Genomic DNA, 13,582 nt, shown 5'->3' with positions numbered 1-13,582 from the left:
TATCACATGACTTCTTCAGCAAATTGACTAATTGAATACCCCTTTTGCTGCTTCATCAGCCATCCTTTTTTCTCCAGCTGATTGAACAGTCGTTGAATATGTTTTTCAGGCCAATCCGCCAGCAGTCCAAACCAACGCGTCTCATGAAGACGGAGCCTTCGCAGCTTGTTCGTTGATTTTCCGGCTAGTACTTGTACAAGCGTGTGAGCTGGGTAGTCTGTACCGTAGTAATAAATTAAATCCAATACATGCTGGACGGAGTAATAATCCAAAGCCCGCCCTTTGATGGTAATAATAATATCATCATCCTGATACGCTACTTCATTTAAACGTTCCTTTAACTCTTGGAGCAATTTTTCTAAAGCCATGTCCATATCTTCTGGTATATTCTCCAGCCACTCCTCCACTTGTTTTACCATGGTGACATCAGCAAGCTGGATGTGGGAGAGCCAAATGAGATTGGATTCAAATGAGTCAATGGGCAGCGTGGATCGAGAAAGCTTCTTATGCATCTCAAGCAGCGGGTAAGCATCTAACAATGGTTCGTCAACCTTGTAACGTTCAATTTGCTCGGCCAGCTGCAAGGCTTCAGACAGCTTAGGTAAATATGGATGAAATCTTTCCTTTAGAAAAGAAAGCTGCCGTAATTGGTAAAGTAAATCGGTATTCTGATCAGCCACTTCATTAAATTGTTCGTGTACAGTGTTCACACGTTTACGAGCTTTAAGAACATCGAATTCTTCTTCAAGAAGGACTTCATTTCCTTCAGTGAAGTAATAAAATCGACGATCACACGTTTCACATGCACATTGAATCATGGATTGATTGGAGATGAACTGTAGTTCCTTTTTATGGGGACAGCTGCTGTTCCTGTCTTTGACCCACAATTGCGGAAGCGTTCTAAAGGGTCGCATCACAATATCAACACGATTTCGCCAAAAGGATACATCTTCTGGATATTTCAATAAAGAAAGCAAAGCAGATTGATTCATCGTCTCGATTGAAGAAATCGTATGTTTCTTTTCATGCATCAAATCTACAATCGGGTGTTGATGGAAACTTTTCGTAATTCGCTCTAGCCATTCATCCCTTGATTGTAAACTGATCGCTGCCACAAATATATAATCATCAATGACTTGGCGTATATGCCGATCCAATTGTTCAGACGACAGCCTTGTAATATCCGTTTCATATCTATACTCTGCCTTTAACGGTAAGCCGTGCTCAGCAGAATAATCTTTCCATAAAAAGAATTCAGGCTTAAGCAAATGGGGATGCAGTGTATCATCTTTTGAAAAAGAAACAGGCAGTATAGCTTCTCCTTCTATGTTTAAAAAAGATTGAATCATCCTCACATTTATTTTTTGCTCTACAACATAATCAGAGATCGCTTCATTTACGCGTGAAAGAATGCCTCTTTCGAATTTGTGGCCAATCGAACGAATCTGTTTGTTTTTCTTCCCTATTGGAGTAAGAATAATGTACGGGTAACGTTCATCGTGGTACGTTAGACTAGCTGGAAGTCCCATAGTGATTCCCCTTTGTGATGGAAGGATATACTACTATTATAGAAAAAGAATGAAAACATACCAATGATTATTGAAGAAATGGGCTTACGAAGTTAAAATTTCCACTGAATACCCAAGAAACAACCCTGTTTCAACAACTCCGGGTATGGCTTTGACTTCATACTCCATTTTATGATTTAAATTTTGAAATTTAACGTCGAATATGACATTTCCTGATTCTGTGATGACAGGTCCGTCTTTAGATACGGCCATTCTTAATTGAACGGACTCTACGTGGAAGGATTTTATCAGCTCTGTCTCAACCAAATGAATGGCTCGTGGATCCACTTCGATGGGAACGGAACTTTTTTCTCCCAGCTTTTTTACGAACTTTCGGCTATCCACTAGAATGTAAGTAAGCGGAGAACTTGCCATCACTAACTTTTCAGCAAGAAGTGCCCCGCCTCGTCCTTTTATTAAGTTCCTCTCCCCATCGACTTCATCTGCACCATCAAACCCCCAGCTGGGCCTTTCATCTGTTAATGTTGTAGTCGGAACTCCAAAATAAGCGCAATTTAAAGCAGCCTCTTTAGATGTTGGGATAGCCTTCACTTCCATGGCTTCTTCCCTTACTCTCCGGCCAATAGCTTCAAGCGCTAATAGAGACGTTGAACCTGAACCCACGCCAATAATATCCCCGTTTGAAACTTTTTTGCTTACGGTTTTTGCTGCCTTTTCCTTCTCTTGCCGATTATCGATCTCTCCAGACCAGCTCAGCGTATTATACAAAGGATTTTCCCATTTCATAGCCATCACCCCTTCTTTTTGTTATTCCCCAAATGGAAGAAAACAAGCGCTCTATTCATCGAACAATCTTCTCATACATAAAATGCAGTAAGTCGAGGTCCCAAAAGCACCTATAGAGAAGGTGAATACATGCGAAAACTTTATATGAAGTTAATGATTTTCTACCTTGTGTTATTTCTAGGGCTGTTGTTTGTAATGTTAGAAAAATAGCCTCCACCTTTAACGTGGAGGCTATTGGATCAAGTTATGTTTAAACGCATAAATCACGGCTTGTGTTCGATCATGAACATCTAATTTTCCTAAAATATTGCTGACATGCACTTTCACCGTTTTTAAAGCGATAAATAATTCTTCAGAAATTTCTTGGTTCGTTTTCCCTTCTGACATAAGCATTAAGATTTCTTTTTCACGAGCGGTCAACTGCTCATGCAATGGAGTCCTCTGTGGGGTCCGCATTTTATTCATAATCTTCCCAGTCACTTCGGGTTCAAGAATAGATTGCCCAGCATACGTTTCACGTATCGCTTTAGCAATTTCTTCAGCTTTTGAGGTTTTTAACATATAGCTGGTTGCTCCCGCTTCTAAAGCTGGATACACTTTTTCGTCATCAAGAAAGCTGGTAACAATAATAATTTTAGCATCAGACCATTGGTCAATAATTTTCTTCGTCGCTTCAATTCCATCCATTTCCTTCATGACAAGATCCATTAAAATAATATCCGGACGATGCTTTAACGCTAACTCCACGGCATCCGTGCCATCATTAGCTTCCGCGATGACATCAATGTCTTTTTGTGAAGAAAGATAAGCTGACACACCAATTCGCACCATTTCATGATCATCCGCAAAAAGTACTGTAATCAAGACGTTTTCCCTCCCTTAGATAAAATAGGTACTTTCACTTCTAGTCTTGTTCCTTGTCCCTCTAAGCTTATTACTTTGAAAACTCCTCCAACCTCGATCGTTCTTTCCCTCATATTTTGCAATCCATAAGAGCTCGTTTTTGACTCTTCTACATTAAACCCAATACCATCATCCACTACTCTTAAAATAATATGGTGATCACGCTCAATTAACATCACATGAAGGGAGTCTGCTTTAGCGTGTCTCAACGTATTGGAAACCGCTTCTTGCAAAATTCGAAACAGCTGGTCCTCGATTCCTTTATCCAGGGATAATGGTTCTACCGTCCAATCAACCTCCATAGGCACTTTTTGCGTTAGCTCAGCTAAAAGCTCCTCTGACCCTTCTGATAAAGTTTTTCCTTTTAGAGCTACAGGACGCAAGTGCAGCAGTAAAGCTCTCATCTCAAGCTGAGATTGATGAATCATATTTTCAACCATCGATAATTGATGCTTCAGCTCAGCTTCCTCTTCAAGCTTACGATTTTCATTAATGGCAGACATGAGCATGGAAGCTGCAAATAACTGCTGACTGACTGAGTCATGAAGCTCCCTTGCTAATCGGTTCCTTTCTTGGATCACTACTTCTTGAAGACTCTTCTCTCGCTCTTGGGCACGTTCAGAAGCAAGCCGTTGAGCCATTTCTGCTTGTGAGGAGAATTTCTCTTCAATTTTTTTCATTCTCTCTTCTATGCTGGACAATTCTTTGTTCTCTTCATTTTCATATACAAGTGACTGACCCTTCACTATTTCTTCGAGCTGGTGTTCAATATAATGGAGCTTTCGACGCGTCAACCAGGCCTGCCCTCCTCCAATAAACGCACCAGTCGAGACAGACAAAAGCATAATAAATACTACATAGGGAAGATCCAGCACTTTTGTCGTCCATAACTCTCCCCAGTTCTGCAGGGGAAAAGCCACTAAAGTCAGGCTTAAAATAATACAAGCTAAAAGGACGCACGTAATAATACTGATGATCAGCTGCCTTTTCCACGTACTCATATGCGCTTCACCTCAATATCACCAGATCCTACAGAGGTCACAATTTTTACACGAGGCTTGCGCGTTACATAATCAGACGTTTGATAACTGACCGTTTGATTCATTAATTTTGTATTTCGATATTGAAAAATGGTCGATCGACCAAAGATTGCACTATGCTGAATCGATACTTCCACTTCATAAGGAACATAGATATAAAGGTTGCCGACGAAATGTCTAATGGAGATCACGGCTTCATCATTAGGTAAAACCGTATTACTTAAATCAACGATCCGCTCTCCAAACCCTCCATGAATATTAATATCCTGCCACTTATACGCGTGGTCAGGTGTTGAATCATCTCCAAAGAACTTCTGGCGAAGGACCGGCTCTCCTCCCCCACTCTCCATTTCTTCATAAATGACAGGTTCTATCAGCTCAGGTTCATTTTTCGAGCGATAATAGTGCCTTATCACTAAGGCAAGAACGGCGATGATAAGAAAGCGTACGGCCATCATATTTATAATGGTGGCAAATAAGCTTATCGCTCCAATCCAGAAAATAACCTTGGCCCAAAGCTTGCTATAACTTTTCCAGCCAAAATAAATGAGTAACCCTGAAAACACAACGGAAACAATTAATCCACCATTGAAGAATGCGACTTCTAAAACGAGAAGAATCGCTCCGATAAGCAATATAATATTTACTGTATCTGTAGACATTCGCCTTAACATAGCGATTCCCCCTTTCACGTCGCCTTGTCTTTCTTCTATGTAAAAAGGCGCAGCACACTGCGCCTTCTATCATATCATGATTACGATTGAGCCGGAATATTCTCTCTTTCCTTCATATCCTTCTCAAGCTGCGCCACCTTGCTGTCAAACGTATTTCGATAGTATGAACTATTGACTTTATATTCTAAATCTTCGATATAACGATCCATTTCTGCAAATTTTGAATAGGGCTTGTCCGCCGTATCTTCAATAACCTGATTCATTCGATGATGGGCACGAGCAATATTCTCTCTTCCCATCAGCTCCATACGCTTTAGATGCATGTCTTTTAGCTTGTGTTTCATTTCTTCATACTTTTGTTCAAGAACTTCCAATTGTTCGATCGCTTCTAAGCGAGAAGCCTTCAAACGTTCGGCACGCGCTTCATACTCATGCTGCTCTTTCACTGCGAATTCATACATCGTTTCTTCTCCAGCTTTTTGAGCCACTTCAGCTTGACGCTTACGCTTTTCGCTCATATCCTGAGCCCTGTGGGACTCCCGAGCAAATTCATCTCTTAATCGGTACTGACGCTCCACGAGCTTACGAACCTTTTCCGTTTCCTTTTCACTTTCACGAAGATACTGATTTAACATCGCAATCGGATTCTTTTTCTCCTTTTGATCTAGAGCCTCATGAAAATCTGCTGAAATCGTATCCTTCAATCGTGTAAATAAATTAGCCATCCTTGATCTCTCCTTTTAAGAATTGTTTAATTCAGACCACTGTTTTTCAAAGTTTGTAAATGGATCATTCGACTGTGTCACCGCCGGCTCCTTATCGCGGCCTGTCCAATTTTTAACGATAAGGTAAATCGCATAAGCTGCCGCTAATCCAATGACAGCATAGATATTAGATACCGCTATACTTAAAATGATCAGCCCTAGAATAACCCAGCCAATTTTACCGGCTGTTGAATCGCTCTTCATAAATTGCTTAAAGACGATATAAAGCAGCCAAACACTTACCCCTAAAAGAATCATTGGTCCAAGGTTAGCAAGCAAAACAGCTAGAGCTACTAACGCGGCAAGGAAAAGTAAAAACTTCTTCATTACCAAAACTCCCTCCTTCTTTAGAACTTACATTCATCTTACCGTCAAACCCAAGAAACCATAATGAGCCGGAGATATATTTTCTTATAGGACTTGAGACGTATTTGTACCTGGTACCGAGAGAAAAAAGAAAAAAAGGTGAACGAACGAAAAAAGCCTGAAATCAGCTGATCTGATTTCAGGCTTTGGATTATTTAATAATTCTCAATTCAGTGGGTGTTTTTGTTAGTGTTTCATAGCCGTCTTTGGTGATGAGCACATCTTCTTCTAAGCGCACCCCGCCTATGCTTGGGTCGTAAATTCCCGGTTCTATTGTATAAGTCATGCCTTCTTTTAGGACGCCATTATTTAAGTGACTCATGGATGGGAATTCATGAACATTAATCCCGAGCCCGTGACCAATGCGATGAGGAAAGAGCTTGCCGTATCCTGCTTTATCAATTACATCTCTAGCAGCTTGATCGAGATCTCCTATACGGGTGCCTGGTTTACTTAACGCTAAGGATGACTCCAGGGCTTCCCTTACCTTTTCATACATTTGACGCTGTTCTTCCGATATCGATTGAAAAGCGAAGGTCCGTGTAATATCTGATGTATACCCTTTCCAAACGACTCCGAGGTCGAACAGCACAAAATCTCCTGGCTTTAGCTTTCGGTCCTCTGGATTTCCGTGAGGCTGTCCCGATTTTTCTCCGAAAAGCACCATTGTCGAAAAAGACATCTCAGCGACACCTTTTTTCTTTAACTCATACTCAATTTGGGCTAACACTTCCATTTCCATGATACCTTCTTCTAATGCTTCAACCCCAACTTGCACACCGAAGTCTGCCAGTTCAGCTGCCTCTCGCATAATGCTGACTTCGTGCTCATCTTTCACGACACGCATCTCGTTTAACTGATCCTCCACATCGATTACTTGTGGCTGATCACATATCTGAAGCAGTGATTCACTTCGGCCAAAGGTTAAAACTTGCTTTTCTATTCCCACTTTTTGAACAGGTGGAATACCTTTCTCGTTTAAGCTTTTTTTCACCAACGCCCAAGGGTCCTCGTGATCGGCATACCCAATAACTTCAAAAGACCATCCCGCTTCTCGAATTTGCCCGGCTTCCATTCCTGGCAAAACAACGATAGGATCGGCGTCAGGGAACACGAGTAACCCTAGTAACCGCTCATGAGGATCAGTTAAAAATCCTGTTAAATAAAAAACATTCTCTGGTGAATTTATAAACGCCGCATCAATCGAGTGTTGTCGTAAATATGTAGAAAAATCGTTCAATCTTTGTTGCATGTGTCTATCGCCCCTTTCTTCTACACTTAATCATATAGGAAAAGATAACTCTTTCCAAACCAACAGGAATTATGAACCTTTTCCGACATTTTGTCAGGTAGATTTCTTTTCGAAATGACTTTCTGTATAATAGCGGGAGAATCTATAGTTATGGAGGTTATTCCATTGGATCGTACGCGATTTTTTGTAAGAGTGTCCGCGATTTATGCATTAATTGGAGCGTTTATGGGTTCTCATATGGCAGGAGGAGGCGGCTATCAACTAAGTGCTATTCATGCTCACATTCTAGTCGTTGGGTGGCTATCCTTATTTGCTTTCGCTATTTTTTATAAAATGTTCTCAATTCCAAAAACGTCAAAGCTTGCCAGCTTCCATGTATGGAGCTCCTTTATCGGAGTATTCGGGCTGACTGTTGGAATGTGGCTTTATTATACACAGCCTTTTGGGGGACTAGGGGTCTTTAACACGCTCTTTTTTATTGTGGGGGGCACCATTTTACTTTTTGCTTTTATCAGTTTCGCAATTCTTGTCTTTGTCCAAGGGAAACATATTTCAGAAGCGTAAAAAAGAGCCAGGACTTTGCAAATGTCCTGGCTCCTTTTTATGGATAAAAACGAACAAGCTTGTCATCTTCACCTTCTGGATTTCCTCTTCCATCCGTGTTATTCGTTATGAAATATAGTTCCTCATCAACCAATTCCACATCCCGCAGTCTGCCGTAATCACTAGTTACAACTTCAGGCTGTTCCCCGTCTGTATCAAGCTTCATTAAGGCTTCTCCATTTAAAGCAGCTACATACAACTGGTCGTTATATACAGTCATTCCCGAAGGAGCCCACGTATCATTGCCTGTTTGAAAAAGAGGCTTCTGATACCCATCTTGTGATTCCTCTCCCACTATTTCAGGCCATCCGTAATTCGCACCAGGCTCAATCTTGTTCACTTCGTCGTGGTTGGTAGGCCCGTGCTCAGTTGCAAACAATGTACCATCTTCGGTCCAATCCATACCTTGCGGGTTACGGTGCCCTAAGCTATATATATAAGAATTGTCTATTGGATTATCTTCAGGAATATTTCCTTCTACATCCATGCGGAGGATCTTCCCAGCTAAACTCTCTTCCTCTTGAGCAAGCTGTTCACTTTGAGCATCCCCTGTCGTAACGTAAAGGTGATCATCTGGTCCGATCTCGATTCTGCCGCCGTTATGGAAATTATTGCCCGGAATGTTTTCTAGTAAACTCTCCTCTTCCCGCCATTCTCCTTCTGTGTAACGCAGCTGTATAACTCTGTTCTTAATTTCTCCTGCTTCTTCGTAAGTATGATAAGCAAAGGCTAACTGATTATTTTCAAATTCAGGGTCCAGCTTTAAGCCAAGCAGCCCACCTTCACCAATTTGAGAGATCTCTTTATCCGTTAATACTTGTTCTCTTTGAACTTGATCATCGCTTGAGATCCGTGCAATGGTGCCTCCCCGTTCACTGATTAGAAATAATCCATCATCTTCTTCAATATCCCAAGGAGACTCAAGGTTTGAAGCCACTTCATAAAATTTTTCATCATTTTCTATCTGACCCTGCTCGTTCGCTTCGGGCTGAGTTTCACTTCCGCCCCCCTCCTCACCAGCCTGACAAGCTGCAAGTAAAAAGAAGAGCATCATCCATACGATTCTACTCATCCGGTTCCCCCCACGTTTTCAGCTTACTAGTATTGTACAAGTTTATCGGAAGACAAACAAAAAAACCGGCCCATTAAAGGACCAGTTTTAAACGGCTTGCCTAAGAGGTGTCCGGTGCAAAATACCTTTTTCTAGACGATAGGCAAAAGCACCTGCTAATAAAGCTAGAGCGAAATCCTTTATTAAGAAAGGCATCATGCTTGTCCAAGCTAAAGCATAGCTTATACCTGCCCCTTCGCCCATCCAAAAGTTTAACGCGGCATACATCCCATTAACGCCAATAAAATAATTGATTATTACTCCTATAATAGAAGCTGTCATGTACATTGAAAATCTTCTGTTGTTTTCCACTATTTTTCCAACGATAAACGCTAACACAATAAAAGATAAGACAAAACCGAACGTTGGGGAAATGATTGTAGACACCCCTCCGGAAAACTCTGCAAAGACTGGAGCTCCAACAATTCCTAATGCGGCATATACGAATATGGCGAATCCGCCCAAGCGGCTGCCAAGCACGATACCTGCTAATATGGCAAAAAAGGTTTGCAATGTAAGAGGTACATTCATAATAGATAAAAACGGAGCTACCGCAGTAATGTTAGCCCCTACTGCCATTAACGCAACAAACATAGCACCTATTGTCATATCATAAGCGGAGGTGCGTGATCGTTTCATAAAAAACCCCTCCCGAATATCACTGGTTTTAAAGATATCGGAAGGGAAATAACTGTGTCAACCTATTTTTCGTTCAGGTTTACCTTTATCCGGTAGACTGCGCTTCTCTCATTGCAGATTGTTTCTTCTTTATGTCCATCTTCGTTAGGATAGACACCACTAAAGCCACAATAAATAATGCACCAAAATAAATCATGCTATTCGCATAACTGCCAGTTAAATCATTCATGATCGCCGCAAATTGAGGACCGGCTAAGCCAGCAGCTGCCCATGCGGTAAGAATGTAACCATGAATAGCGCCTAGTTCTTTTGTTCCGAACAAGTCACCAATAAATGCAGGCAGGGTGGCGAATCCTCCTCCATAGCAGGTGTAAATAATACCAAAGAAAATGACAAATAGAGTAACAGATGTTGTGATAGGCAACAGCATAAATAATGGAATTTGCAAGACGAAAAAGATAATATATGTGTTGGATCTGCCTATATAATCGGAAGCAGAAGCCCAGCCAATTCGACCAAGCCCGTTAAAAACTCCCATGACACCCACAAGAGTTGCGGCAGCCCCAGCACTCATGCCTACGCTATTTTCAGCAAGAGGCTTAGCTGCCGAAATTACGGCAATTCCACAAGTGATATTAATAAACAACATGATCCATAAGTAATAAAAACGCTTGGTTTTTAACGATTCTTTTGCTCTGATATTCGCCAAATCTTGTGATTTCACATCTTTTTCTTCATCTGGATTATACCCTTTTGGCGTCCAACCTTCAGGCGGCCGTGATAAGTTTAATGAAGACAATATCATTATTGTGAAATAACTAATTCCTAATATAAAGAAGGTCATTGCAATTCCTACAGAACCGATTAACCAATCCATGACCGGACTTGCTACTGCAGCAGCAAATCCAAAACCCATGATGGCCATACCTGTAGCTAACCCTCTTCGGTCAGGAAACCATTTTACTAGTGTGGAGACAGGAGCAATATATCCAACACCCAGTCCTATCCCACCTAAAACACCATAAAAGAAATATAAAGCCCATAAGGATTCCCATTGAATGGCAAACCCGGAACCAAACACACCAACTCCAAAGAATATGGCTGCGGTAATACCAGCTACTCGCGGTCCATATTTTTCAACAAACCAACCTAAAAATGCTGCCGATAATCCTAAAAATAGAATGGCTAAGCTGAATGTCAACTGAACTTGTTGTGAAGTCCAGCCAAACTCTTCACCCAGGGGGCCAGTGAAGTTACTCCACGCATAGACAGACCCAATTGAAATATGTATTCCAACTGCTCCTAATGCAATCAGCCACCTATTTTTCACTTTTCGTTCTGACATAAGCTATCCTCCTATATTTTTTTACTATTCTGTAAAGAGATAACCTAAATGCCTTACGTTCAAACTTTTATTCCTTCACAAATTCGACAAAAAATAAATAGGAACTCCTCACCATTAGTGAGAACTTCCTATCATAGAGCTTTCTTTCGACATAATTATTTTTTATTTCCCAGGAAATGATTTATTTCTCAATCCTATAATTTTGCCATTCTACAGGCAGTAATTTTTGATAGGTTGGTTGTAGAAATCTGTCGTCAACAAGCTGAATGACGCCATGATCTTCCTCAGACCTAATAAGACGTCCACCTGCCTGCAGCACCTTATTCATTCCCGGATATATATAGGCATAATTGTAGCCATTTTTACCGCGGTTAGTAAAATAGTTCTTTATTAGCTCTTTTTCAAAACTACGAGGTGCTAAGCCGATTCCAACTACAGCCACTCCGTTTAGACGATTCCCTCGTAAATCAACGCCTTCTGAGAAAACACCGCCAAGAACTGCAAAACCTACGAGTGATCCCCCCGGAACAAATTGGGCTAAAAATTCGTCTCTTCTTTCTTCTGTCATTCCGAATTCTTGTTCTACAGTATCTACATCTACAAACTTCTTAAAGGCTTGGTAGACCATATTCATGTATTGATAAGACGGGAAGAAAAACAAATGATTCCCTTCCTGATTCTTTACTTGCTTATATAGAAGCTCTGCTAATTTATCAACGTTCTGTTCCCTATCTTTAAAACGAGTAGATAAGGGTGCAATGGTTACTTTAATTTGATCTGCGTCGTATGGGGAGGGAAGTTTTAAAATGTAGTCGTCTTCTTGTCCCCCCAGCATCTCCTTATAATAAGCAAATGGAGATAAAGTGGCTGAAAAATATATGCTGGACCGAAACATTTCTGTGACCTTTCTTAATACAAATGAAGGGTCTACGCAATAAAGTTTTAAAGCATCTTTGGAGGTAATAATTTTATAATGTTCGTCTAACAAACTAAAAATTTTCACGAAATTTTGACTAGAAAAATAGCATTCAAGTAAGGATTCGGTCTCTTCCCCATCTTGTTCTTCCCTTAACACACCTTCTGCGCGCTCCATAAACCGTTCTAAGTTCTCTTCAAGCTCTCCAGGAATTTCTGTAATTGTCGATTCCTCTTCACTATTCAAGCGATGCAAATCTTTACGTACGGCTTGAGCCGACTGCGCTAATTTATGATCCTTTTCTCCCCACTCTTCTTCTACTTGCCAATACGAATTGCGGAAAATTGTCGCAGAATACATTTCTCGCGCCCGTTCTACTAAGTTATGGGCTTCATCAATTAAAAGAGATGTTTTCTTTTTATGCTCTGGCATGAGTCGTTTTAACGCTACTCTTGGATCAAAAACGTAATTATAGTCTCCAATAATAACGTCCACGACATCTGTTAAATCTAAAGAGAATTCAAACGGACAGATACGATGCTTTCGAGCATACTTTTCGACGACGGGTCTTGTGATTTGTGTTTCGTTTTTCAACACGTCTATAATAGCTCCATTAATTCGGTCGTAATACCCATCAGCGAATTCACAATAATCAGGCTGACAGATCGTTTCTTCTTTAAAACATATCTTATCTTTCGCAGTTAGCGTAACCGAGCGCAATCGTAACCCGCTCTTTTCCATTAATGCTAATCCTTCCTCAGCAGTCAGTCTCGTCACAGTTTTTGCTGTTAAATAAAAGATTCGCTCCTGCTTTCCTTCTTCCATGGATTTAATAGCCGGAAAAAGGGTGGAAATCGTTTTCCCAATACCCGTAGGAGCTTGGGCAAATAAGTTTCTTTTCTCTTGTGAAGTTCGATAAACGGCTCCAGCTAAATATCTTTGCCCATTACGATAATGTGGAAAAGGGAATTTTAAATCGGGAATAGATTCCTCTTTTTCCTTCTTAATATACGATAGTACTTTAGCGTAGGACATATATTCTACTATTGTTTCTTCCATAAAGTCTTCTAGTTGTTTCATGGAAAAATTAAACAAAAATTGCTTCTTTTCTTTCGTCCGTTTTTGCACATAGGTAAGCTGCACCTTTATTTCTTCTAAATCCTCATTTTTCGCATAAATATAAGCATACCCCTTCGCTTGTGCCCAATAGACTGGATAGCTCGCCTCCGTTATGTCTTCAAGATCTTGAGTGGTAGATTTTATTTCATCTATGATTTTACCCTCTGGAGTCTTTAGCAACCCGTCACAACGCCCGTGTATCTTTACATCTATCTCTGCCGTTTTATAATCCCATTTCATGAAAACTTCACTTTCATCTTCATCCTCGTATTCTTTTTGAACCGATTGGTGAATCGCTGTGCCTTCAAGCATGGATGTATTTGACCGAAATCGATCATCTATACTACCTCTTCTATATACATATTCCATCAATTCGCGCACAGAAATACTCACTTTTTCCGACATGACTGAGCACCCCCTTATGTATTTCTTTTAACCTCTTACCGTCACCTCTAAATCAAGAATTTCGAATGTCTATTTTATAGTTTTAAGTGCTATAATATAGGTTACAAGGTATTTAATACATTTATAAAAG

13 protein-coding genes are annotated in these 13,582 nt (G+C 40.6%); 1 reads left to right on the top strand and 12 read right to left on the bottom strand.

All coding sequences use genetic code 11. From position 1 onward, the window contains the following. Nucleotides 1–2 precede the first annotated feature (2 nt). The 8 genes from IEV27_RS09895 to IEV27_RS09860 form a co-directional block, all read right to left on the bottom strand. Nucleotides 3–1,529: an RQC-minor-2 family DNA-binding protein gene (locus tag IEV27_RS09895; RefSeq protein WP_188377296.1), complete on the bottom strand. Its 1,527-nt coding sequence runs from the start codon at nucleotides 1,527–1,529 to the stop codon at nucleotides 3–5. Nucleotides 1,530–1,613: 84 nt separating this feature from the next. Beyond that, nucleotides 1,614–2,315, bottom strand: coding sequence for a ribose 5-phosphate isomerase A (gene rpiA / locus IEV27_RS09890; protein WP_188377295.1), 702 nt, complete (start codon nucleotides 2,313–2,315; stop codon nucleotides 1,614–1,616). Between the two features lie 231 nt (nucleotides 2,316–2,546). Then, nucleotides 2,547–3,179 carry a response regulator gene (locus IEV27_RS09885; protein ID WP_188377294.1) on the bottom strand — a complete coding sequence of 211 codons (633 nt, stop codon included), beginning with the start codon at nucleotides 3,177–3,179 and terminating at the stop codon, nucleotides 2,547–2,549. Further along, nucleotides 3,176–4,219 (bottom strand): sensor histidine kinase, encoded by a 1,044-nt coding sequence (locus IEV27_RS09880; RefSeq protein WP_188377293.1) that lies wholly within the window; start codon nucleotides 4,217–4,219, stop codon nucleotides 3,176–3,178. Before IEV27_RS09880 ends, IEV27_RS09885 begins: the two co-directional genes overlap by 4 nt. Beyond that, nucleotides 4,216–4,932 (bottom strand): cell wall-active antibiotics response protein LiaF, encoded by a 717-nt coding sequence (gene liaF / locus IEV27_RS09875; protein WP_188377292.1) that lies wholly within the window; start codon nucleotides 4,930–4,932, stop codon nucleotides 4,216–4,218. Before liaF ends, IEV27_RS09880 begins: the two co-directional genes overlap by 4 nt. Nucleotides 4,933–5,012: 80 nt before the next feature. Further along, on the bottom strand, nucleotides 5,013–5,657 hold the full coding sequence (locus IEV27_RS09870; RefSeq protein WP_188377291.1) for a PspA/IM30 family protein: 645 nt from the start codon (nucleotides 5,655–5,657) through the stop codon (nucleotides 5,013–5,015). A 15-nt stretch (nucleotides 5,658–5,672) separates the two neighbouring features. Beyond that, nucleotides 5,673–6,023, bottom strand: a complete 351-nt coding sequence (locus IEV27_RS09865; protein WP_188377290.1) for a lmo0954 family membrane protein — start codon at nucleotides 6,021–6,023, stop codon at nucleotides 5,673–5,675. Between the two features lie 190 nt (nucleotides 6,024–6,213). Then, nucleotides 6,214–7,314 (bottom strand): M24 family metallopeptidase, encoded by a 1,101-nt coding sequence (locus IEV27_RS09860; protein ID WP_188377289.1) that lies wholly within the window; start codon nucleotides 7,312–7,314, stop codon nucleotides 6,214–6,216. A gap of 165 nt (nucleotides 7,315–7,479) precedes the next feature. Here IEV27_RS09860 and IEV27_RS09855 point away from each other — a divergent pair, with 165 nt between their 5' ends. Then, on the top strand, nucleotides 7,480–7,878 hold the full coding sequence (locus IEV27_RS09855) for a hypothetical protein (protein ID WP_188377288.1): 399 nt from the start codon (nucleotides 7,480–7,482) through the stop codon (nucleotides 7,876–7,878). A 37-nt stretch (nucleotides 7,879–7,915) separates the two neighbouring features. On the opposite strand, the gene IEV27_RS09850 is transcribed toward IEV27_RS09855, so the two are convergent. The 4 genes from IEV27_RS09850 to IEV27_RS09835 all read right to left on the bottom strand — a co-directional run bounded on the left by IEV27_RS09850 (nucleotide 7,916) and on the right by IEV27_RS09835 (nucleotide 13,452). Continuing rightward, a complete protein-coding gene (locus IEV27_RS09850; protein WP_188377287.1) occupies nucleotides 7,916–8,989 on the bottom strand; it encodes a PQQ-dependent sugar dehydrogenase in 1,074 nt (357 codons plus the stop codon). Nucleotides 8,990–9,076: 87 nt separating this feature from the next. Next, entirely contained in the window at nucleotides 9,077–9,667 is a 591-nt protein-coding gene (locus tag IEV27_RS09845) for a biotin transporter BioY (RefSeq protein WP_188377286.1), read from the bottom strand. Between the two features lie 85 nt (nucleotides 9,668–9,752). Further along, nucleotides 9,753–11,012: an L-lactate MFS transporter gene (locus tag IEV27_RS09840; protein WP_245345375.1), complete on the bottom strand. Its 1,260-nt coding sequence runs from the start codon at nucleotides 11,010–11,012 to the stop codon at nucleotides 9,753–9,755. Between the two features lie 181 nt (nucleotides 11,013–11,193). Then, complete coding sequence (locus IEV27_RS09835; RefSeq protein WP_188377285.1) at nucleotides 11,194–13,452, bottom strand: ATP-dependent DNA helicase; 2,259 nt, start codon at nucleotides 13,450–13,452, stop codon at nucleotides 11,194–11,196. Nucleotides 13,453–13,582: the final 130 nt, after the last annotated feature.

Origin of the sequence: Halobacillus andaensis, from assembly GCF_014636475.1 — a bacterium.
GTDB classification, from domain to species: Bacteria; Bacillota; Bacilli; order Bacillales; family Halobacillaceae; genus Halobacillus_A; species Halobacillus_A andaensis.
This window is presented reverse-complemented; position numbering and strand designations above follow the sequence as displayed.

Bases quoted from the DNA above. Each gene is read 5' to 3' on its own strand.
- IEV27_RS09880 (WP_188377293.1), bottom strand. From the start codon at position 4,219: ATGAGTACGTGGAAAAGGCAGCTGATCATCAGTATTATTACGTGCGTC.
- rpiA (WP_188377295.1), bottom strand. From the start codon at position 2,315: ATGAAATGGGAAAATCCTTTGTATAATACGCTGAGCTGGTCTGGAGAG.
- IEV27_RS09895 (WP_188377296.1), bottom strand. From the start codon at position 1,529: ATGGGACTTCCAGCTAGTCTAACGTACCACGATGAACGTTACCCGTAC.
- liaF (WP_188377292.1), bottom strand. From the start codon at position 4,932: ATGTTAAGGCGAATGTCTACAGATACAGTAAATATTATATTGCTTATC.
- IEV27_RS09840 (WP_245345375.1), bottom strand. From the start codon at position 11,012: ATGTCAGAACGAAAAGTGAAAAATAGGTGGCTGATTGCATTAGGAGCA.
- IEV27_RS09845 (WP_188377286.1), bottom strand. From the start codon at position 9,667: ATGAAACGATCACGCACCTCCGCTTATGATATGACAATAGGTGCTATG.
- IEV27_RS09870 (WP_188377291.1), bottom strand. From the start codon at position 5,657: ATGGCTAATTTATTTACACGATTGAAGGATACGATTTCAGCAGATTTT.
- IEV27_RS09835 (WP_188377285.1), bottom strand. From the start codon at position 13,452: ATGTCGGAAAAAGTGAGTATTTCTGTGCGCGAATTGATGGAATATGTA.
- IEV27_RS09865 (WP_188377290.1), bottom strand. From the start codon at position 6,023: ATGAAGAAGTTTTTACTTTTCCTTGCCGCGTTAGTAGCTCTAGCTGTT.
- IEV27_RS09860 (WP_188377289.1), bottom strand. From the start codon at position 7,314: ATGCAACAAAGATTGAACGATTTTTCTACATATTTACGACAACACTCG.
- IEV27_RS09850 (WP_188377287.1), bottom strand. From the start codon at position 8,989: ATGAGTAGAATCGTATGGATGATGCTCTTCTTTTTACTTGCAGCTTGT.